This window comes from Pseudoalteromonas sp. SW0106-04, from assembly GCF_001293805.1.
Taxonomy (GTDB): Bacteria; Pseudomonadota; Gammaproteobacteria; order Enterobacterales; family Alteromonadaceae; genus Pseudoalteromonas; species Pseudoalteromonas ruthenica.
This window is the reverse complement of record NZ_BCAI01000001.1, coordinates 309,583-331,790: the sequence shown is the minus strand read 5'-3', so window position 1 is coordinate 331,790 and position 22,208 is coordinate 309,583. Positions and strand designations below refer to the sequence as shown.

Below are 22,208 nucleotides of genomic sequence, written 5' to 3'. Positions count from 1 at the left end.
GTTATGTCGTTTCGAGAGTTCATCATCAATGACAGAATCAGAAAAAGATACAATTCGATTCTTTGATGAGATTAAAGTTAATCTCAACAGAATCCCTGAAGGCGCTGAAAAAACACCTGACTTCTTTGTTGAAACAGACAAGCAGAAAATATTTATTGAAGTAAAAGAAATCAATGAAAACGAAGAAGAAAAAGCCCTTTTGGAGGAAGTAAAAACTAAAGGGCAGGTTTGCGGTCATGAGTCACCAGAGATTGGCAAACGTTTCCGTCCTGCTATACAAGCTGCAAATAGACAATTGAAGAAGAGATGTACGTCTGGCGAAGCCGGATTAGTGATAATTCAAGATGTACGTGATTTCTTAACTCGTAGCTGCTTTCCACAGGAAGAGGTAAAGCTTGCAATGTTTGGTGATCGAGTCACTTGGATAAGTGTAAACTCTCGTTCCATCAAAGCAGATATTTATGATAAAAACAAAACAACTACTGAGCAAAAAAATACAACCGTAAGTGCAGTTGGGTTAATGATAAAAAACATCCAAGATGGTAGCTTGACGTTACATATTTATCATAATCCACATGCAAAAAATGGCTTGTTGTCGCCGATCTTTGAATCATCAAAAGCCTATGAATACCGAATTGGAAGTAGCAAGTCATACGGCGAATTTGAGAAACAGTAAAAACCACAGAACAACCTTTTCACCCTTGTCATTCAAGATACAGACATAAAGAATTCGAGCATGTAAGTCGATACCACAGTAAAAATCATGTAATTTGGTATAAAATTTCATTGAGCTTTCTCCTTTTGGTTTGGTCGCCTTGAAGTTTAGTATTTCGCTAAACTTCGGGGAGAAGGTTCAATAAGTATCAAGTCAATCCATTAACAAAGGAAAGGTATATGATTGAAGATGAATATAACGAAAAAGACATCGGTGATACTGAGTCAATATTAGAGTTTGTGAAAACACTCGCTCAGCAAAAAACAGAACTTATTTTATCCTCCAACGGCAAACAAATTGGGGCGATATTGACCTCTGAGCAATACGATTGGTTTTTAGATCAATTAGATGCTCAGCAGGACATTGACGCTATTAGCGATAGAGAAAATGATATGGATGGCGCTCAAAGTTTGAGTGATTTTAAGAAGGATCTGGGTATATGAATAGCTCCGATGATCGTAAATTGACAAGTGAAGAACGTGCAGAGATAGCTCGGCGCAAACTTGAAATGGAATTGCAAAAGAAGACTAAGCAGTCCTCATCTCTTTCGGAACTCAAAAAGGAACTTGGACTGCCGGATAAGAGGAAAGGGAGATGACGTACAACGTAGTTCTTCATCGAGAAGCTAAAAAAGATATTAAAAAGCTCCACCCTCAGATTAGAAGCCGTGTAATATCTGCATTAGAGGAAATTGCAGAAAATCCAAAGCTGCATGGTGCAATTATGCTGACCGGCTACATAGATTTATACAGATATAGAGTAGGCCATCATCGTATCGTATATAGAGTTAATGACAATGAGCTGGAAGTTCTAGTGCTTGATGCAAAGCCACGAGGTGAAGTATATAAAAAATACTAAGTAACAAACACTTAAAACCGGCTTTAGCGCAGCTGAAGCCGGTTTTATGACAGGGAAGTATAAGTCAGGTGAACGTAGGAATTTACATCTATGATCAGGCCGAGGTTTTAGATTTTTCAGGACCATTCGAGGTATTTTCAACGGCTTCACGAGTTTGCAAGAATGACAACCCTTTTGACGTTTTCTTGGTCAGCGAAAGCGGTAATACGATTAGCGCCCGAGCTGGTTACAGGGTAATGTCAAACTATGGGTTTAATGACCATCCTATGATTGATGTTCTAATCGTTGCAGGTGGTGTTCACTCCAATGAAATAGGCAAGTCCCAGGTGATGGAATAGATCTACCAACAATCGATAAACGCATCCATAACAGCCTCTGTTTGCACTGGTGCGTTTTTGCTAGCTAAAGCAAAAGTGCTGAAAGAGCATAAAGTCACGACTCACTGGGAAGATATGGCTAATCTAAGGAGCAAGTTTCCCCAGCTGAACGTTATCGAAAATGTGCGATGGGTCGATGAAGGAAATATCATTACTTCAGGTGGTATCTCAGCAGGAATTGACATGAGTCTACATTTGGTAAGTAGGTTGCACAGCAATGACTTGGCCGAAAAAACTGCAAGGCAGATGGATTTTTCATGGACAAAGAACTCATAGCCAAGCTAGTCACGGCGCCGTCTACCACATAGCGTAGCCACGCGCGCTTAGTGGCGTTGCCATCGTCCACTTCTAGCACCCAGCTGACCGTCAGGCCAGCCAGTGTGCCAATATAAACTTTAATCTTCTGGGTCACTACGCATAAGGCCTTGCGTGATGGCTTTGCTGTAACTGGCAGCCGTGGGAATGGCATCATCACAGGCGGTTTTATTGCTGAGTACGGCGTCATACTTCCATATAAAGCCACCGGCAAGACCCTGCTCACTCACTGTAGCGAAGGATTGGCAGAACGCGCTAGGACACAGCTCTGGATTGGAGTCGCTGGCCCCTTTTACCGCCAAGCCAGCGACCAGGTAAGCGCCGCCCTGCCCTTCACCGACAACGGCCGAAAGCGCATCTAGCCAAGGTTGTAAGCGCTCAAGATTACCGCGACCACCGGAATAACATTGTAGATTCCACCAACTAACGCGGTAGCCCTTATCCCACAAGGTTTGCATATACCCCTGCCACAACGAAGGTTGTTGGTAAGGGCAAAAGGTAACCTGATAGCCTAGATCAAACAGGATTTCGGCAAACTCAGTAATGGTGTTTGCTTTCACCATCTCTTCATTATCGAAATCAACGCCATCAATTAGGCACTCGCCATCGACCGTAAAGGCCTCTCGCAATGTTTTAAAGTTGGCTTTAATTTGCTCGCGCATGCCATTTTCCAACATATACTCAATGGCTTGAAAATCGCATACTCCCCAACCGCCGATAGAAATAAAGATTTTTTCTACCTTGGAGCCATGTTGTTTTAGCTGCGCCAACTTACTAGGCCAAGCGGCTATGTCGGCGTCATTATTGGGGTTAAAGGTGTCGCCATCGGTGATGCGGATATTGCCATCATTGAAGACCAACTCCCCCCAAGATTGGCCGGGCACGGCTTGGCAGTTACTGTTATTTAAATCACCCGCGCGGCCAATATGCATGGCCCAGAGAATAAGCGTGGTAAAACCACTTTGCTGCGCGTCGGCAATGCATTCGTTGGTGATCCCGGGACCAAAATCACCACTGCAATAGGCGGCAAGATTAATCGTACCCATAATAAACACTCCTTTGGTTAGGGTGAGGTAGCCACCATGGCGTGTGCTCTCTCACTGTCGCCATGATGCTACTGTGTCATTACTATGAGGCTAGCTTTGCGGCGTTCACCGCGCTGTGAGGTGTTAGCAGCTGTAACAAAGAAGGAATAACTTTTTGCAGTAGCTAACCGTTAATGATTGCGTTCTTGAGCAGGTGAGTTGCTGGCAAGACAAGCTGCTTCATCGTTAAAAGCAGCTCGTTAATAGCGAAGCGTTAAGGTTTTGTGGGAGTTAGGGTAACACCGCTACTGTCTATTTCTGCTAAATATGCGTTTGTCCACTTGTTATCTGCATGCAAAGGAATGATATCTTTTTCGTCTTTGTAGCCTGCGTATTTAGCACTGGAAAACACACTAATGCTCCAATCGTCTTGCCAACTCATTTCATAGAAGCACTGATCTAGGGCTAAGTTCGACAATGACTCGACTTTAAATTGGGTATTAGACACAACAAAAAAACGATGATTGATTGGATCAGTTCTAACAACCTCAAAACCTAGAGTTTGCTGTACGCAATTTTGTACCGTCTCCGTTGAGTTCGCAGCACAACTCACTTGGCTGAACAATAAAGTCAGCGTAAAAAGATATTTATTCGCCAAACTGTTCAAAACTCCATCTCCTTGGTTGCTGTTCAAAAACACCTTGAATATTCGAGAAATAATCTTCTTTCTTTTCTTGCTGCACCGTGCTCAACACTTAATTCGCTGGTGTGCTTTCGACATAATATAGGGAAACATAAAAAAGGCCACTCAACAGTGGCCTTGGTGGGTAACATCACAATTTTATTTTAGGTCAAAGCGATCCGCTGTCATCACCTTGGTCCAAGCGGCCACAAAGTCTTCAACAAACTTTTTCTCGGCATCTTTAGACGCATACACTTCAGCGATGGCACGCAGCTCTGAGTTAGAGCCGAAGATCAAATCAACCGGTGTCGCCGTCCACTTTAACTCGCCGCTTTGACGGTCGTGGCCTTGGTAGATACCTTGCTGTTTATCTGACTTGCTCCATTTCGTTGACATATCCAGCAAGTTGACAAAGAAGTCATTGCTTAATGTGCCTGGTTGGTCAGTAAACACGCCATGATCCATGCCTTTATAGTTGGCATCCAGGGTACGCATACCGCCCAGTAGCGCCGTCATTTCCGGCACACTTAGGTTCAACAGATTGGCACGCTCAACCAGCATACCGGTAGGCGATTTCCAACCACTGTCGTAGTAGTTACGAAACGCATCAGCGGTTGGCTCAAGTACCGCAAACGACTCAACGTCAGTGTACTCTGGCGAAGCATCCATACGTCCTGGTTTAAACGGCACCGTAATGTCATGGCCCGCGTCTTTGGCTGCTTTTTCAATGGCAGCAGCGCCCCCTAAGACGATAAGGTCCGCTAATGAAACCTGTTTGTCGCCGCCTTGGCGGTTAAAGTCTTGCTGAATGTCGCCCAGTACCTTTAATACTTTAGCCACTTCTTCAGGGTTGTTCACCGGCCAATCTTTCTGCGGCGCTAAACGTAGGCGCGCACCATTGGCTCCGCCGCGCATATCGCTGCCACGGAAGCTAGACACTGATGCCCATGCCACACGAACAAGCTCTGGCACGGTCAATCCTGAATCTAGGATCTGTTCTTTAAGTGCACTGATGTCTTGCTCAGTGACCAGCTCATGGTCAACCTCTGGAATATAATCTTGCCAGATTAAGATTTCCTCAGGAACTTCGTCGCCGAGGTAACGAGCACGCGGACCTAAGTCACGGTGATTTAGCTTAAACCAAGCTTTTGCGAATGCCAGCTCGTATTGATCTGGATTGGCGCGAAAACGCTCAGCAATTTTGCGAAACTCAGGGTCTTTTTTCAGCGCGATGTCGGTAGTAAACATAATCGGCGCATGGCGCTTACCTTTAACATGGGCATCTGGCACTAAGTTCTTCGCCGACTCATTGGTCGGGATCCACTGTGTGGCACCGGCCGGGCTCTTGGTTTGCTTCCACTCGAAATTAAATAAGTTATCGAGGTAGTTCATGCTCCACTGCGTCGGGGTCACTGTCCACGCACCTTCAAGGCCACTGGTGATAGTGTCTTCAGCGTTACCTTTGCCACATTTGTTTTTCCAACCAAAACCTTGGTCTTCTAACTCAGCCGCTGCTGGCTCTGCGCCCACGCAATCAGGTTTTTTGGCACCGTGAGCTTTACCAAAGGTGTGACCACCGGCAATAAGCGCCACAATTTCCTCATCGTTCATCGCCATACGGCCAAAAGACATACGAATGTCGCGCGCTGCGAGCAAGGGATCGGGCTTGCCATGCGGACCTTCAGGGTTGACATAAATCAGCCCCATTTCAACAGCAGCAAGTGGGCCTTTGAGCTTACCTTTTTTGTCACGGCGCTCGTCGGTCAGCATTTTGCCCTCTGGGCCCCAGTAAACCAGATCTGGCTCCCAGTCATCTTCACGGCCACCGGCATAACCAAAGGTTTTAAAGCCCATATCTTCTAGGGCAACATTTCCGGTCAGGGCCATTAAATCAGCCCAAGAGATATTGCGACCGTATTTTTGTTTAATCGGCCACAATAGGCGACGCGCTTTATCCAAGTTGGCGTTATCTGGCCAGCTGTTAAGTGGGTCAAAGCGCTGCTGCCCGCCACCTGCGCCACCGCGACCATCAAATACACGGTAGGTTCCAGCTGCGTGCCAGGCCATACGAATGAAAAAAGGTCCATAGTGACCATAATCTGCTGGCCACCAATCTTGCGAGTCTGTTAGTACCGCACGAATGTCGGCTTTAACGGCATCAAGGTCGAGGCTTTCAAAGCCCTTAGCGTAGTCAAATTCTTCACCATAAGGGTGTGACTCCACGCCATGAGCTCGAAGGGGGCTTAAATCAAGCTGCTCAGGCCACCAAAACTGATTTGATTTAGGCTCGCTGGCATAAGCCTGCATAGATACGACTGATGACACTGCCATGGCAATGGCAGTCGCCAAAGGAATTGCTTTGTTGCGCATAATCTTCGCTCCTAATGGGAGGGTTGTTAATCGAGGGTAAATATAGACCAGTTTTCTAATCTATTGGAGCGAGAAAAACAGATTAGATTAATCGATAATTTTGATAAGGGTTTTGTCCCAAATTGCTCTACACTAACGCGGCTTTGAATTTTACCGCGCGGGTATTGGTGGTGGCGTCGTACACTTAGCTGCGCAAGCTCAGCTCTAACTGCTCTAATGACTTGCCCTTAGTCTCTGGCAGATAACGCCATACCAGCGCTAATGCAATCAATGCAAAAATACCGTAAATGGCAAAAGTCGCTGCTGCCCCGAATTGGCTAAGCTCCCAGGGGAACACCAGTTGCACCGCAAAACTCACTGCGTTATTCACTACAGTGACCGCTGATATGGCAATCGCCCGCACAGTATTCGGGAAAATCTCCGCAAACATCACCCACATCACCGGCCCAAGAGATAACGCAAATGACGCCACAAAGAGGGTGATCCCCAACAGCACCAAGGTGGCATTCATGGTGATCGCTTCACTGAGGATCACACTTTCATGTTTGCGCGCGTCTTGGACTCCTAAATGCTGAGTCAATGCCGCTTTAAAGGTAACATCATCGCTGTAAATATGAGCCCGCATAGGACTTAACTGACTGACCACAGTGGCCGGTAGTTGCTGTTGTAGTGCGCGCAGCTTGGTATCGTCAATATGGTAGCTGGCTTGTTTGAAACCCCAACTACACAAGGCCATGCTGACGATAATGCCGCCCAACCCCAAAAGCAGTAGAGGACGTCGGCCAAAACGGTCGATGCACAGCATGGCGACTACCGTAAACACGACATTCACTAAGCCTATCCACAGTGCTTGGGCAAAGGCTGCATTGGTGCCGACGCCACTTTGCTCAAAAATAGTGGGGGCATAAAAGAAAATAACATTGATGCCGGTGATCTGCTGAGCCACAGCCACCAGCAGGCCAATCAATAACACAAAACGCACTCGCCGCCCGGCTAACAAACGAATACGTTGCGATAGCGGCGCTACTTTGTGCTGCAATGAGGCTCGCATACTGCGTAGTTGCTCATCAATACGTTGCCCACTGAACAGGCGAGCGGCAACGCTTTGCGCCTCTTCATGCTGTTGACGCATCAGTAGCCAACGTGGGCTGCGAGGAATAAAGAACAACAACAGCAACCAACACAATGCTGGGGCGATTTCCAACCCGAGCATCCAGCGCCACAAATGCTCATTAATAGCCAGGCTTTGCGCCCAGCCAGCCTCGGATTGAGCTAAGTTCAGTAAATAGTAATTGGTAAAATAAGAAACCGAAAAGCCCAACACGATATTCAATTGATTGATCGACACCAGCTTACCGCGATGCTCGGGCAGGCTAATTTCAGCAATATACATGGGCGCAACCATCAATGAGCAAAATGCCATGCCGCCAATAAAGCGCGCCGCAATCAGCATCCAATAACTTTGTGCAAAGGCCGAAGCCAGCGCCGACACTAAATACAATGCGGCAATTACAATCAAGGTTTTGCGCCGACCGATGGCATCGCTAATGGCACCGGCAAAGCAAGTGGCTAATAATCCGCCAAGCGTTGGCGAGCTCACGACGAACCCTTGCTCCCAACTACTTAAGTGGAAATCGTCAACAATAAAGCCAACCGCGCCGGAGATCACCGACGCGTCGAAGCCGAAGATAAAGCCTCCCAAAGAAACAACAAGCGTATAAAATAACGCCGGAGGCAGGGTTTTGATCATGGTGCACTCACCAATGAGTCGCGGGCAACCAAAGAAGGCGCAAACAGATTACGAGGCTCGGCGACCCCCCGCTGCTGGTACACATGTGCCAAGACCCAGTGCGCGGCCGCCTCACCCATTAGCCGAATGGGGTTGTCTATGGTAGTTAATTTTGGATACAAGTAACGGGCAAACAACACGTTGTCGAAACCAATAATCGACAGTTGCTCGGGTATCGCGATGCCAAGCTCACGGGCTGCGGTCATCGCCCCAGAGGCCATCTCATCATTGGCGCAAATCAATGCACTGAATTTATGCTTTGCTCTGTAGAGCTGTTCCAGCCCTTGTGCGCCCTCCGCTTCGTGATAGCCGCCCTCAACCAATAGCGCATCGTTAAATGCAATATTGGCTTCAGCCAAAGCACGCTGATGCCCCGCCAAGCGCTCTTTAGCGTCGCCTTTGAATAATGGCCCGCTAATATAAGCAATATCCTTATGTCCGGCATCCAATGCCGCTTTGGTAGCCAGGTAACCGCCCAGTTCATTGTCGGTGTAAAAGCAACGCTCGCTAATAGCATCAATTTTGCGGTTAATAAGAATAATTTGTGCATCCCCTTTGGCCAGCTCGAGCAAATACTCATCACTGACCGCTTCGGCATGTAAAATGAGGGCGTCACAGCGACGGTCGAGTAAAAATTCAATGGCCTGTTTTTCTTTTTCTTCATCACTGTGGCCGGCGGTGATCACCACATGCTTGCCTGCTTTTCGCAACACATTCTCAACTGTGCTCATCATATCGCCGAAGAACGAACCATGCAGTGCTGACACCAATAAACCAACGCTGTTGCTGCAATTAGAAGCCAGCGACTGGGCAATGGCATTGGGTTTGTAGCCCAATTCGGTCATGGCTTTAAGCACTTTATCCCGGGTGCGTTCACTGACCCGGACATTGCCGTTCATCACTCTGGAGACGGTGGCCAAAGACACGCCCGCTGCTTTTGAAACTTCGTAAATGGTTGCCATGTTTATTCTTTTAGATTGTCCTTTGAGGCCTAAAGCTAATATAAAGCGCGCTTAGAGTCTATTCTCAAGCAAGCCTTTATATGCCAGCGCACTGTGTTTCAAGGTGCGTTGCTGCGTGTGGTAATCCACATGAACAATACCGAAGCGTTTACTGTAACCAAGCGCCCATTCAAAGTTGTCCATTAACGACCATGCAAAGTAACCACGAATATTGACACCTTGTTCAATGGCATTGTGTACCGCGTTAAGGTGGCTATTAAAGTAATCGATACGTGGCTTATCATAAATGGCGCCATCAACTATCTGGTCATCGAAGGCGGCACCATTTTCGGTAATATACAGTGGCGGCAATGAAAAACGTTGGTGTAAATCTACCAGTAATTTCTCAAATGCCTCTGGAACCACTTCCCAGCCCATGGCGGTTAATGGCGTTTTCGTGGGTTCACACTGAACGAACCAACCTTTGCTATCACTGGCAAACACCGCACGGGTGTAGTAGTTGATACCAATAAAGTCGTTTTTAGCGCTGATAATAGCCATGTCATCGGCGCCAATTTCAGGGCACACATCTTCAGGCAAGAGCGCCAGCACGTCAGGGTAACGGCCTTCAAGCAGCGGTTGTAAGTACCATAAATTATGATATTGGTCGGCCAATTGCGCCGCATGTGTATCGGCAGCGCTGCTACTTGCGCCGTAGGCAGTAGAAAAGTTCAGCACAATACCGCACTTACTGCTTGGGACCGTGCGTCTAAGTACCTGCATGGCTAAGCCATGAGCAAGCAGCAGGTGGTGCGCAGCTTGGCGACCATAGCGCTGACCCTTTTTGCCGGGCGCATGAATGCCTACCTCGTAACCAAGATACGCAGAGCAAAACGGTTCATTTAACGTTGCGTAAGAATAAACCTGCTCACCGAGCGCTTGAGAAATAACATCGGCATACTCAGCAAAGGCATAAGCCGTTTGCCGGTTGAGCCACCCACCTTGGTCTTCTAAATACTGTGGCAGATCCCAGTGGTATAAGGTGACAAAGACTTTGATGCCCTGCGCCGTGAGTGCCGCCACTAAATTCTGATAAAAACGGATCCCCTCTTGGTTGGGCTGCCCGTGCTCATCCATTACTCGACCCCAAGCAATTGAGAGCCGATACGCATCGACGCCAAGATTGGCTATGAGCTCGACATCTTGTTGCCAACGGGCGATATGTTCACAGGCGACATCGCCATGACTGCCGTCAACGATGGCTCCCGGCTGACGACAAAAGGTATCCCAAATACAAGGTAAGCGCGCTGCTCTTGCCCCCTCTATTTGAAACGAGGACGTCGCGACGCCGTAAATAAAGTCGCGTTGCAACATCTTGGATTCGGTAGGCAAGGTCAATTTAGGCATCTGTGTTACTCAGTCCGTTTGCAACCCTTTTGGGTTTTTATTTGAATTCATGCGCGCTTTCTGTAATTATCAAATAAAAATGTAAGCGCTTTCATAATTAAATGTAAGCGCTTTCCTTAAAAAGATCAATAGGAGAACACCGTGGCCCTATCCATGCAGCAAGAATCTGCGCAGGCGCAGCCATCGAGCAGCGGCGGCAATTACCGTTTTGCGCTGGTTGCACTGACCTCACTGTTTTTTATGTGGGGGTTCATTACCTGCCTCAACGATATTTTGATCCCTTACCTCAAAGGGGCATTCGAGCTTAATTACACCCAAGCAATGCTGGTGCAGTTTTGCTTTTTTAGCGCCTATTTTATCGTCTCGCTTCCCGCCGGGAACTTAGTGGGGCGCATCGGCTATCAAAAAGGCATTGTCTTAGGCCTGGCTGTTGCCTGCGTTGGCTGTTTGTTGTTTTACCCGGCAGCAAGCAGTGGCGTTTATGCTCTATTTTTAATCGCACTGTTCGTATTGGCTGCTGGTGTCACGGTGTTACAGGTGGCGGCCAACCCCTATGTCAGCGCATTAGGGCCGCAAGAGACTGCGCCGGCAAGGCTGACCATGACCCAAGCGTTCAACTCATTGGGCACCACAGTGGCGCCGTTTTTTGGCTCAATCCTTATCTTTACAGAAGGCGCTGAAGTCATAAAAGGAGACGCTTCAGCAACGCAGGTCCCTTATCTTATGCTCGCCGGCGCACTGCTGTTACTAGCAGGTATTTTTGCCAAATTGACGCTGCCCAAGCTAAGCGGCCAAACAGTGGGGGTCGATGCCGTATCCGGGTCAGCATGGCGTCATCGTAACCTGACCTTAGGCGCACTTGGCATCTTTGTTTATGTCGGCGCTGAAGTGGCCATTGGCAGTACCTTAGTGAACTTTTTTAACCAGGAAAACATCGCCAATATGCATGAAGCACAAGCGGCGAAATACATTGCCTATTATTGGGGCGGCGCCATGGTGGGACGTTTCATCGGCGCCTTAGTGATGCAAAAAATCTCCGGTCGCACAGTTCTTGCTTTTAACGCCATCAGTGCCTTTGCCTTGGTACTCATTTCAGTGTTTTTCGATGGCTACTTGGCAATGTGGGCCATTCTTGCCGTTGGTTTATGTAATTCAGTGATGTTCCCCACTATTTTTAGTTTGGCCCTGAATGGGCTGGGCAAGCATACAGCGCAAGGCTCTGGTATTTTGTGTCTGGCCATTGTCGGTGGCGCCATTATTCCGTTGCTGCAAGGCATGCTTGCTGATGGGATTGGGCTACAATGGTCATTCCTGTTGCCAGCGCTATGTTATGTGTACATTGCCTACTATGGTCTCAAGGGCGCGACTCCCGCCGTTATCGAATCAGGAAAATAACAATGACAGGTAAAATAAAATATCTAGCCGTCAGCGTGGCGGCATTGGTACTCGGTGCTTGCTCTGAGCAACCACACACCAGTGGCTCAGTCGCTACACCAATCAATAGCGACGCTATTTGGCCGAAGAGCGAAAGCACCGTGGCTGAACATCACGATGTGGAAGCGCAAGTTGAAAAGATTTTGGCGGGTATGACGCTGGAGCAAAAAATCGCGCAGATGATCCAACCAGAGATCCGCGACATCAGCGTTGAAGACATGCGTCGCTACGGGTTTGGCTCTTACCTCAATGGAGGCGGTGCCTTTCCCAATAACGACAAGCACGCCAAGGTCAGTGATTGGGTTGCGCTCGCTGAAAAAATGTATCAAGCCTCTGTCGATGACTCGCTTGATGGCAGCACCATACCGACGATGTGGGGCACCGATGCGGTGCATGGTCACAATAATGTGATTGGTGCGACCTTGTTCCCGCATAACATTGGTCTTGGCGCCGCTAATAACCCTGAACTTATAGAAAAGATTGCCCGTATCACCGCCAAAGAGGTGCTGGCAACGGGTATCGATTGGGTCTTTGCGCCAACGGTAGCGGCAGTGCGAGATGATCGCTGGGGCCGCACCTATGAAGGTTACTCGGAAGACCCTGAAATAATTCGTGACTACGCCCATGCGATTGTCACTGGCTTACAAGGCAAACCGGGCGAGGGCTTTTTGGGTGAAGGCCAAGTGATCAGCACAGTAAAGCACTTTGTTGGCGATGGCGGCACCGTTAACGGCGACGACCAGGGTGATAACATCAGCTCTGAAGAGCAGCTCTTTAACATTCATGCTGGCGGCTATGTTGGCGGTTTAAACGCCGGGGCGCAATCGGTGATGGCCTCTTTTAATAGTTGGCATGGCGAAAAAATCCATGGCAGTAAGTATCTGCTTACTGAAGTACTAAAAGAAAAGATGGGCTTTGATGGCTTTGTTGTCGGAGACTGGAATGGTCATGGCCAAGTAGAGGGTTGTAGTAACGATAGCTGTGCTCAGTCAATCAATGCCGGACTGGATATCTTTATGGTGCCCGGTGATTGGAAAGCATTGTACAACAACACCTTAGCACAGGTAAAAAGCGGCGAAATTGCCACCAGCCGGATCGATGATGCGGTGCGTCGCATCCTTCGGGTAAAGCTGCGGGCCGGATTATTTTCCAAGCCTAGCCCAGCTCAACGCCAATACGCCAATAACACCGATTTGATTGGCCAGCAGGCGCACCGCGAAGTAGCGCGTCAGGCGGTACGGGAATCACTGGTGTTACTAAAGAACAAAGGTCAGTTGCTACCGCTCAAAAGGCAACAGCGGGTGCTCGTTGCTGGCGACGCTGCCGACAATATCGGTAAGCAGTCTGGAGGGTGGACCATCACTTGGCAGGGCACAAACAACGAGAATAAAGACTTTCCAGGCGGCTCGTCTATTTGGGATGGAATCCAAGCCCAAGTTACGCAAGGTGGTGGGCAGGCCGTGCTCAGTGTTGATGGTAGCTACCAACAGAAGCCTGATGTCGCCATTGTGGTGTTTGGCGAAGATCCCTATGCCGAAGGTCATGGCGACCGTGCAACTCTGGAGTACCAGAGCGGCGATAAGCGCGATCTAGCGCTGCTTAAACGCCTCAAACAACAAGGTATTGCCGTCGTGTCAGTGTTTATCAGTGGCCGACCTATGTGGGTCAACCCCGAGCTCAACGCCTCTGATGCATTCGTTGCTGCTTGGTTGCCGGGCTCAGAAGGCCAAGCGGTGGCCGATGTGCTGTTTCGCGATGCTCAAGACCAGGTGCAATACGATTTTAGCGGTCGGTTAAGCTACTCCTGGCCAAAAACCCCCACACAGATTGTTAATCGCGGTGATAGCGATTATCAGCCCTTGCTACCTTATGGTTTTGGCCTCAGCTATGGCGATGACAATGTCTTAAGCGATGAGCTTAATGAGCAAGTTCGCACCGAGGGCACACAACAACACGATGTTGCCCTATTTACTGGTACTGTGCAAAAACCGTGGCAGATGGCGCTTTATTCTGGCGAACAAGTGCTCCCTGTGAGTGCCAATACTCACACCTTGGGCGCACTGAGCTATCGCACTATTGATAAACAAGTGCAAGAAGATGCCCGCAAGTTAAGCTTTGATGGCAGCGCTCACGCGGGCATGCGCCTAGCCAGCGAAAGCTATTTCCGCGAAGACTTACAAGCCAAGCTAGGCAGCGAGGCGGTGTTGAGCATGCAGGTCATGGTTGAACAAGCACCCAGTGCTGCGGTGAAGGTGATCATGAATTGTGAGAGCGAAGGCGACACACCGGGCGCATGCCACAGCGAAGTCGATATCAGTGAACAACTGCGTACCCTGCCCGCTAATACGTGGCAGGCACTCAGTATTGATAGCCAATGCTTTACTAAGCAAGGGTTTAAACTTGCCCACACCGTAGTGCCGTTTGAGCTTACGACGCAAGGCAAGTTGATAGTCAGCGTTGCCGATATTCGGCTGCAGAAACAAACGGATAAAGGTGCAACCATCAGTTGCCCTTAATCAGCGCTTATAAAAAGAAAGCGGCCTTGAGCCGCTTTTTTTATATCCAGCGCCGTACTTGGCGTTGATAAGTTCGGTAACGCTCACCAAATACTGCAAATAAATGCGCCTCTTCAGCTTGGGTTTGTCGATACAAAGTGAGCCAACCGACAATAAGACACAACAGTGAGAACGCCGAAGGCAAAGCCATAAAAAAGCCTAGCTGCGCTATGCCAACCCCAACAAACATAGGGTTACGGGAGATGCTATAAACCCCTTGGGTTTGCAGCAGCTGCGGTCCTTGGCGGTCAATACCACTGCGCCAGTGACGATTAAGGTTTAGGTTAATCAGCGCCGCACTAATAAAACCGCTTGTCATCAATGCCGTGCCGATAATAATAACAACACTGTTTTGATATAGCGGTTGCAAAATTCCAAGATAACTATCCGCTTGCGGCCAAGGCCAGCGGATCAGGCACACTAACCAAATAGTGATGCGAAACACCCGAAAGGCCATGTGATTCCACCAGTCGCCACAATAGGCTTGCCCAGGAAAAATCAACTCTTCGCCATGTTTACGCTTTGAAAGCACGATGCGTAATGTGTAAAACACAGCCACGCAAGTGAAAAATATCGCTAAATAGCCTCGGGTGAAGGCCTGCAAAGCGTCTAGATTAATGCTGAAAATAACGGTTCCTTATCGTAAAAACGACACCCCCCTCAGGCATGAGCGGTGCAAGAATTGAAAAGTGTTAAGATACAAAAAGATAGCACGGTTCATTTAAAACATTAAATACATTGCACATTCATCTGCATTACATACACTGAATATCAGGCGAGCGAATGCTTGTTCGCTTCAATGAACAATAATCAATAACAATGGAGTTCATTTATGAATGGCAAAATTCTTGGCATTATTTTAATCGTGGTCGGTGTTGCCTTAGTCGCCTGGGGTTATAACGTCTATGATGCAGTAGAGGCTCAGCTAACCCGTACTTTTAGTGGCGACACCCCAATAGAGGCATGGATTGGCATGGTCGGCGGTGCTATCTGCGTGGCTGTGGGTGTTTTTAAATTAAAATAACGCCCAGTGCGGGCAACCCAGCCCGCCTTTGACAACTTACTTTATTCAGCGCCTTTCTTTAATGGCAAAGTAAACACTTTGTTACCTATACACACTCACTTCACTATAAAACGCTCAGCAACTCACCACTTGTTAACGAATCAGCGCTGCCCTTTTTTCAACCAAAAAGTAGTAAGTAGTTGTAAAATAACTGCTTGTTAAGAATATACTTTAGTATTAATTTATTGCAAAAAAGGTAAAACCTTTTGACTATAGAGTCATAACTCTATTCAATACATTTCCTTTTTTTGGAACTTTGAATTGGATTAAGTTGTGAACATAACAATTAAAACAACATTCTTTGTCCTTGCTTTAATAACACTTGCGGGCTGTGGCAGTGGCGATAGTGAGCCCAGCGCAGAACCAACTCCTCCGCCAGAGGAAAATACCGAGCAAGGCGGTAATGATACAGCAGTAATAGAAAAATCATTGCGCCTCAATGACGCCCAAGTCGGGGTCCAATATACGCAAAAAATCGCCTTCCAATTACCTGACGCTGTGTATCAATATGAAGTGGAATCCCTGCCCAGCTGGGCCACGTTTAACGAGGCCACTATGGTGCTCTCGGGCACGCCACAAGCCGCTAGCAAAGAACAGGTAGTGATAAATGTGAGTGCCGATGACAACCGTTGGCGCTTCAGTGGTTATCTGCAAGTGCGAGCTGCTCAGCCTGTTAACACTGAGACTCTGAACTTGGCAGGAGCCATGACTAATGAGCCGTATTCCTATCAGCTCACTTTAGATTTACCCGAGGGGCAATACACTTATAGTGCAGAGCAATTGCCTGACTGGTTAGGTTTCGATACGCAAACACTTACGCTCAGTGGCACGGCTTCTAGCAACGAACTAGCTCAATTCGTGATTGTCGCAGAGGGCACCCAGGCTACGTGGCGATTTGAAACGACCTTGCCAGTGCGCACTCTAATCGCTAAGCCAATGGCGTTTGCCAGTGGTTTAATCGGCGTGACTTATGAGCAACAGCTGACCTTTGATTTACCCCAAAGCGACTATACATTTAGTGCCGAGACGCTACCAAATTGGCTATCTTTTTCTGAGCAAACACACACTCTCAAAGGCGTTCCGCGCAATGAAGGCCTGTATAACGTTGTGATCGATGCCATCGACCACGCCCATATTTGGCGTCTCTCAGGGGTTATCCCGATTCAACCTCATGGCGATAACGCAGCCACCATCATTACCCTTGCTAACGGCATCAAAAATGAACCTTACTCACACCTCTTGGATCTTGCGTTACCTGCAGGAAACTATGACTACCAGGTCACGAGCAAGCCGCAATGGTTGCAATTTAACACCTCAGAGCAGCGCTTGTCCGGCACGCCGACCTCTGCGGGCGTTTTTGTATTTGCCCTTAATGCGTATCAAAATGAACAGACCTTCTCGTTCAAGGGTGTAATTCAAGTGACTGAAGCTCAATCGGTGGCACTGACTCTGCCCTCTGCCTCGGTGGGAGCAGATTATGAGCATACCATTTCAGCTTCTTTGCCTGAGGGTGATTACACTTATACAGCAAAAACACTGCCTTCTTGGGCATCGTTCGATCCCGCCTCGTTGCGCCTGTCCGGGGTTGTTAGCAATAGTAGCAGTCAAGATGTGGTTATCTACGCCAGCAATGGCCTACAGGCATGGCGTCTATACGGGGAAGTAGATGTCTCAGGAACAACCACAGTGATTAACAAACCGCTTGCGCTACCCATGGCTGATGAAGGGCAAGCTTACAGTCATACCGTTGATTTTCAACTGCCATCAGCGCAGTACAGCTATGAGCTTGAGCAAGCGCCGGAGTGGCTTAATTTTAATGCGCAAACGCAGGTGTTATCTGGTGTGCCATTAAGTGCGGGGAATAGCCCTGTTGCGATTCGCGTCACCGGCGATGGCAAAGTTTATCTGTATCGCGGTGAGCTGCAGGTAAAAGCGAAAGCCGATACAATCAACAAACCCTTAAACTTACCTTCGGGCATTACGACAGCGGCGTATTACGCACAAGTAAACTACGCACTACCCAGTGGCGACTACAGCTATGAAGTGCTAAACATCCCCTCTTGGCTAAGCTATGACCCACAACATCATACGGTGACGGGCAAACCAACCCACCCAGGAGTGTTTAATATCGAAATAAAAGTGGCTTCTGACGAGCAGCAATGGCTGTTTAGCGGCGAGATAGCAATTGAAGATCACAATACCTACCTAAGCCGCGATGTTATCGATTTCTATGCTCGCGATTACAGTTACCAGCCTCGCCAGCTTCGGGATGATCTAAGTGGTGAGCTAGCAGCAGAAGTTCAATTTGTGCAGTCACATGCGGTCGCACCTAACAACAATTATCAGCGCAACAGCAGTGATGAAACACTGTCTCGGTACATGCCTAGTGTGGTTGCTCAGCGTGAGGCTTTAATACTTTTTTTACCACATGAGGGCGAAAACATTGACGGTGTCAGCGCCAAAATAGCCTTGGATGGTCAAGCCGTTTTAGACCTTAATTTGAATCATCCCAACACCTTGCCTCGCGCTGACTTTCAAGGCGGTGACGGTGTCGCCTATTCCACTAATGCTTGGTGGGCCATTTTACCTTGGCAGCATGTTAGAAATGGACTCTCTATTGAGTTCTCCTCCGGGCAAGCTTCAGGTACTCTGAGCGCGGACAGTATTGATATCGCTGATGCTTCGCATATGGTATTTAAAAGTATTCGCTTGGGAATGCTGACATACTACGATGAAAGCAATGGTCATTGGACACTGCGCGATCCTGTTTCTGCTGCCACCGACTATTTTCAAACGCTGCCTATCTCCAGTCTCGTACTCGCTAGCTACGACGGCCAAGAACTGGATAAAGTGATCATTCGCGATGGCACCATTTACGACAAAGAGCGTGATGTGTCGAGTGCTGTTGAGGGCGGCATTTACTCCGGTGATATGCGTGGCGATGTTGCAAAATCTCAAGTCAGTGTGGGCATAAATATGGCCGATTATGGCTATACCAGCAACAGTATGAACCAACGCTACAGCCATGTGTTCAAGCAAATCACCAACCATCACGCATGGGGGCAATACACTAACGGACGTATCAAACACGGCTTAAGTGGCGGTAACGGAATTGGTACTCTTGTTTCCTCATGGGGCAATGAGGCTAGCCATGAATGGGGTCACGCTTATGGCTTAGGCCACTACCCTGGGCAAGGGCTGACCACCGATGGACGCTGGGCTGTGCACCACAGTGACAGTGGCTGGGGATGGATAGCTCATCGCAAACGTATGCGTGCCAATATCACGGCTATTAACAGCGATAATACCTTTGGCTTTCATAAAGATGCCATGTCTGGCGGGTGGGAGAATTCGCCTTTCTCTGTGTATACCTACTACACCGGATTTACGGCTCGTATTATTCAAAACAATGTCGCTGGCTTCCCTGTACCGGATGCTAACTACGAGTCAGGCTATAAAAAATGGGATAGTGACAGTGGCGCCTACACACAGCACATTTCCTCACATCCAGCGCCTGCGCAGGTAGGAGTCCCGGTGGCGACAATTCTTGGGGGATACGACCCCGATGGCAATAACGCTCTCATCTACCCTGTGTTTCATGGCAATTACGGTAATATATACGATTTACCAGCGCCCGACTTGAGTGCCAGCGACGATCAATGCTGGGTGAGTGTCAGTAATGCTGCCGGTGAGCAGCGGCAGATCAAAGTGTCAGCGACACGCCATGCGAGTAACTCCATCAACCAGTTGCACTTTAATATAGAGGCGCAATTTAAGCCCACCCAAGCAGTGCTCACATGCCGCAGAGATGGTACTGATGTTGAGCTCACCCGCACTGAGTTTAATGGGCTTATTCCTGAATTACCGGTCGTTGCCCAGGTTGGTCAAGAGCACGGCTTTAAGCAATTGAAAGATCGCGAGTTCGAAGAAATCGAGGCCGAGCTACAGGCGTTAAGCGACGATGCGAGCTTCTTACCTGCCAGTGTTGCCTATAAGGTGGCAAGCTATGAATTAACGGAGCTATTACCTAATTTAAGTGAGTCTAGCCGTGCTAAGTTAACACGTATTCATAACTTGGAAGCGGCGGTGCAAGGTCTGCGCGCGCTCATTGCCCATGCCCAAGCTCAAGGATTAGACACACCGACCTTCAAGCAACGCGTGCTAGCGCACTTGTTAGCCGAAGGGTTGAGCGATAGCAGTGATCTGACATTATCAGGCAGTGAGATACATGGTAATAACTACTTTTTTAGTCACGATGGTAACGCAGGAAGCAATGTGCAGTTAGTTGCCCGCACTGACGATAATCAAGGCCAACGCACGCAATGGGTCTTTGATGATTTAGGTCGCCTACATCCAGTCGCCACGCCTTGGCTATGCGCCGAGCAAGTGGGTAGTGGTGTCAATCTAACATCATGCTCAACCAGCAACACCGCCCAACAATGGCTATTTAATGCAACCAACCCTTGGGTTATTAAAAATGCCTCAACCAGTAAGTGCTTGGACTTTGACCGCACCAACATCAAGCTGATTCCTTACGGGTGCCATGGCGGTTGGAACCAGAAATGGTATAACTTGAGCTTCAATAGTGAGTTGTGGCTCTCTTTATTAAATGCCAATGAGCTCAAAGTATTGCATGAGCTGTTATTAAACTAGGCATTACATTAAAAAGGAGCATTGGCTCCTTTTTCTTCTTTAAAGCAGCACAACTGCCCGCTAAAGCTTTTAATTTAGAAAGCACCAAGAGCGCTCAGCACTGAAATCGCCCCAAAAAGCCTCTGCATTTCTATACTGAAAATGAAATTACTCTAACGATGTGAACGGCCAAATTGGGGGGCTTTCTTCTTTGGAATGAACTGGCTGCCGATGCGGCCTGAGTGTTCTTTTTAACTATTTTATTGGACAAGGCCCAATTGCGTTAAATGGTTTGCTGTGGCTGAACAGGTCAACCGCCTTTTTTGACCCCGAGTTAGTACTATTCCGATAAAGAAACCCGAAGAGTAAATAGAAAAAAACTGATTTTTTGTAGTTGCTCAATAGTCGTAAGGAGCCCGTGTGTTGAGTAATAGTGACACTACACACTCTAGCTCCCTGATTTTTTTAAGCACTAATTAACTGTTCTGACTTCGGTTACTTCGAGCTGTTTAAGAAGTTTATTGACGAATGGCTTAAGCTGGTGATCGCTTCTCTGTGAAAAAGAAGACATTGACTCAGCTAATTGCACTTTTAATGACGTTAATTCATCAAAGCTCTCACCTGAGAAATCCATGAATACAATCCCATTAAACTGGGAAAGCCAGCGATCAAATGAGTCGGGATTGTCAGCCAACATAGGCAGCATAATATCAGGGTGATGGATAAGAGCCATTATTATTGGAATTGATACTTCAGCTGTTGTTGCTCCATCTCTGTGGTACCAAATCTCAACTAAAGTATTTGTAACAGGAATAAGCTCATAAGACTTATCTCTGGATACTGTTTCTTCAACCTTGTCGTAGTTGTTTAGTAGCCACGAAAGATTATTTTCATTTTTCAATGATGTTGCATGAGCTGATAAAGAAAAAATTGAAAACACTAAAAAAATAATTTTCCTCATTGCAATTCCTACCTATCGAACTCATTGGTGATAATAACGTTTATTTGCTCTGACTGTGAGTTGTTTACTTAAAACCAGTCTCACTTTTTTCTACCACCATTGTTAGCAGATTTAGGAAGTACTGACTAGTGAAGATATCGGCGCTATAGACCCAGCAATATAAACATATAAATACTATTTAGGCTCTAAGCAGGGTGAGAAGGCTACTTACTCAAACGAATTCCTCTTCTTCGCCCTTAGATAACGTAAAGGGGGTTTACAGTCGAAGCCAAGCTGCTTGTATCATCAACTCCCACGAATTGCAGGTGTATTATCAGCAAAAAAAGACTTGGGCTCGATTAATGAAGCTGTAAGTTCCTATTTAATGACAGCATATCCGCTCGTCCAGGCTCATTCTAGCGAGGCTGGTATATAACGCTCATTTAACACATTTCATTCCCACTTTTACTATTGCGCTCTCCCACTGGTGGGAAGAATTAGTGCCAAATATATAAAATACTTATACATTTCATAGTGTTAAAACTGGCATGGCTTTCGCTAAAGGCTAGGTATCGTATTCATTAACCTGTTGTCACCTATGGACATCAAGCATAGCTTAGCGAAAAACAAAACCTCCTCGCGCCGGCCTTTAATCTATGGGGCAGCCTTGGCTGTTCTGATCATCATAACGGCGAGTCTCGGCTTTTCATGGCGCAGCCAACGTATTCCTGACGCTTGCCACCGTGCAGCAAGGCCCTCTCAATATGCAGGTGTCGGGGTATGGCGAACTGCGCTCTAAATACACGCGGTTTTTAACCGCCAACCACCAAGCCCAAGTTGAGCAGGTGGTATTACGCCCCGGCGCACGCGTCACCAAAGACGATATTATTTTACGCCTTAGCAACCCAAGCTTGGAGCAGCAATTAAATCGCGCTCGTCTTGCTTTAGCACGACAACGAGCCAACTTTGAGGCATTAAAGCTTGCCCAGCAAAGCGAGCAACTCACTGCCCAAGGTAACCTCACCTTGCTAAAAAGCGAGCTCGCCGGAGCCAAGTTGCGCGCTCAAGCTGTATGACAATGGCCTTGGCATAGATAATCCCGATA

General features: G+C 47.7%; 18 protein-coding genes and 1 pseudogene. 10 read left to right on the top strand and 9 right to left on the bottom strand.

Annotated elements, in window-relative coordinates; genetic code table 11:
• Positions 1-28: 28 nt before the first annotated feature.
• The 5 genes and pseudogenes from W04_RS01500 to W04_RS19215 all read left to right on the top strand — a co-directional run.
• Positions 29-676 carry a hypothetical protein gene (locus W04_RS01500; protein ID WP_053909514.1) on the top strand — a complete coding sequence of 216 codons (648 nt, stop codon included), beginning with the start codon at positions 29-31 and terminating at the stop codon, positions 674-676.
• 218 nt (positions 677-894) lie between these two features.
• Positions 895-1,158 (top strand): hypothetical protein, encoded by a 264-nt coding sequence (locus W04_RS01495; RefSeq protein ID WP_053909513.1) that lies wholly within the window; start codon positions 895-897, stop codon positions 1,156-1,158.
• 151 nt (positions 1,159-1,309) lie between these two features.
• A complete protein-coding gene (locus W04_RS01490) occupies positions 1,310-1,573 on the top strand; it encodes a type II toxin-antitoxin system RelE/ParE family toxin (RefSeq protein WP_053909512.1) in 264 nt (87 codons plus the stop codon).
• Between the two features lie 68 nt (positions 1,574-1,641).
• On the top strand, positions 1,642-1,911 hold the full coding sequence (locus tag W04_RS19220) for a hypothetical protein (protein WP_373432691.1): 270 nt from the start codon (positions 1,642-1,644) through the stop codon (positions 1,909-1,911).
• Positions 1,912-1,986: 75 nt separating this feature from the next.
• A pseudogene (locus W04_RS19215) lies at positions 1,987-2,094 on the top strand (DJ-1/PfpI family protein); the annotation flags it as partial.
• A gap of 7 nt (positions 2,095-2,101) precedes the next feature.
• Here the strand turns inward: W04_RS19215 and W04_RS19210 are convergent.
• The 7 genes from W04_RS19210 to W04_RS01455 form a co-directional block, all read right to left on the bottom strand.
• Entirely contained in the window at positions 2,102-2,362 is a 261-nt protein-coding gene (locus W04_RS19210) for a hypothetical protein (RefSeq protein WP_373432695.1), read from the bottom strand.
• Positions 2,346-3,311 (bottom strand): hypothetical protein, encoded by a 966-nt coding sequence (locus W04_RS01480; protein WP_053909511.1) that lies wholly within the window; start codon positions 3,309-3,311, stop codon positions 2,346-2,348. Before W04_RS01480 ends, W04_RS19210 begins: the two co-directional genes overlap by 17 nt.
• A gap of 253 nt (positions 3,312-3,564) precedes the next feature.
• Positions 3,565-3,948, bottom strand: a complete 384-nt coding sequence (locus W04_RS01475) for a hypothetical protein (protein WP_157576211.1) — start codon at positions 3,946-3,948, stop codon at positions 3,565-3,567.
• A 183-nt stretch (positions 3,949-4,131) separates the two neighbouring features.
• Positions 4,132-6,342 carry a catalase/peroxidase HPI gene (gene katG, locus W04_RS01470; RefSeq protein WP_053909509.1) on the bottom strand — a complete coding sequence of 737 codons (2,211 nt, stop codon included), beginning with the start codon at positions 6,340-6,342 and terminating at the stop codon, positions 4,132-4,134.
• Between the two features lie 184 nt (positions 6,343-6,526).
• Entirely contained in the window at positions 6,527-8,092 is a 1,566-nt protein-coding gene (locus W04_RS01465) for a sugar porter family MFS transporter (protein WP_053909508.1), read from the bottom strand.
• The gene (locus W04_RS01460; protein ID WP_022944808.1) at positions 8,089-9,093 is read right to left on the bottom strand and encodes a LacI family DNA-binding transcriptional regulator; all 1,005 of its coding nucleotides are present in this window, start codon (positions 9,091-9,093) and stop codon (positions 8,089-8,091) included. Before W04_RS01460 ends, W04_RS01465 begins: the two co-directional genes overlap by 4 nt.
• A 51-nt stretch (positions 9,094-9,144) precedes the next feature.
• On the bottom strand, positions 9,145-10,479 hold the full coding sequence (locus W04_RS01455) for a GH1 family beta-glucosidase (protein ID WP_053909507.1): 1,335 nt from the start codon (positions 10,477-10,479) through the stop codon (positions 9,145-9,147).
• A 153-nt stretch (positions 10,480-10,632) separates the two neighbouring features.
• Here W04_RS01455 and W04_RS01450 point away from each other — a divergent pair, with 153 nt between their 5' ends.
• Complete coding sequence (locus W04_RS01450) at positions 10,633-11,874, top strand: sugar MFS transporter (protein WP_157576249.1); 1,242 nt, start codon at positions 10,633-10,635, stop codon at positions 11,872-11,874.
• Between the two features lie 2 nt (positions 11,875-11,876).
• Positions 11,877-14,429 (top strand): exo 1,3/1,4-beta-D-glucan glucohydrolase, encoded by a 2,553-nt coding sequence (locus W04_RS01445; RefSeq protein WP_053909505.1) that lies wholly within the window; start codon positions 11,877-11,879, stop codon positions 14,427-14,429.
• A gap of 40 nt (positions 14,430-14,469) precedes the next feature.
• Here W04_RS01445 and W04_RS01440 read toward each other — a convergent pair whose 3' ends face one another.
• Positions 14,470-15,021, bottom strand: a complete 552-nt coding sequence (locus W04_RS01440) for an isoprenylcysteine carboxylmethyltransferase family protein (RefSeq protein WP_231657970.1) — start codon at positions 15,019-15,021, stop codon at positions 14,470-14,472.
• 279 nt (positions 15,022-15,300) lie between these two features.
• Between W04_RS01440 and W04_RS01435 the strand changes: the two genes are divergently transcribed.
• Positions 15,301-15,492, top strand: a complete 192-nt coding sequence (locus W04_RS01435; RefSeq protein ID WP_022944803.1) for a DUF3185 family protein — start codon at positions 15,301-15,303, stop codon at positions 15,490-15,492.
• A 312-nt stretch (positions 15,493-15,804) separates the two neighbouring features.
• Positions 15,805-20,184: a putative Ig domain-containing protein gene (locus tag W04_RS01430; RefSeq protein WP_053909503.1), complete on the top strand. Its 4,380-nt coding sequence runs from the start codon at positions 15,805-15,807 to the stop codon at positions 20,182-20,184.
• A gap of 451 nt (positions 20,185-20,635) precedes the next feature.
• Here W04_RS01430 and W04_RS01425 read toward each other — a convergent pair whose 3' ends face one another.
• Positions 20,636-21,124, bottom strand: a complete 489-nt coding sequence (locus tag W04_RS01425) for a hypothetical protein (protein ID WP_053909502.1) — start codon at positions 21,122-21,124, stop codon at positions 20,636-20,638.
• Positions 21,125-21,846: 722 nt separating this feature from the next.
• Between W04_RS01425 and W04_RS01420 the strand changes: the two genes are divergently transcribed.
• Positions 21,847-22,179: a hypothetical protein gene (locus tag W04_RS01420; RefSeq protein ID WP_053909501.1), complete on the top strand. Its 333-nt coding sequence runs from the start codon at positions 21,847-21,849 to the stop codon at positions 22,177-22,179.
• Positions 22,180-22,208: the final 29 nt, after the last annotated feature.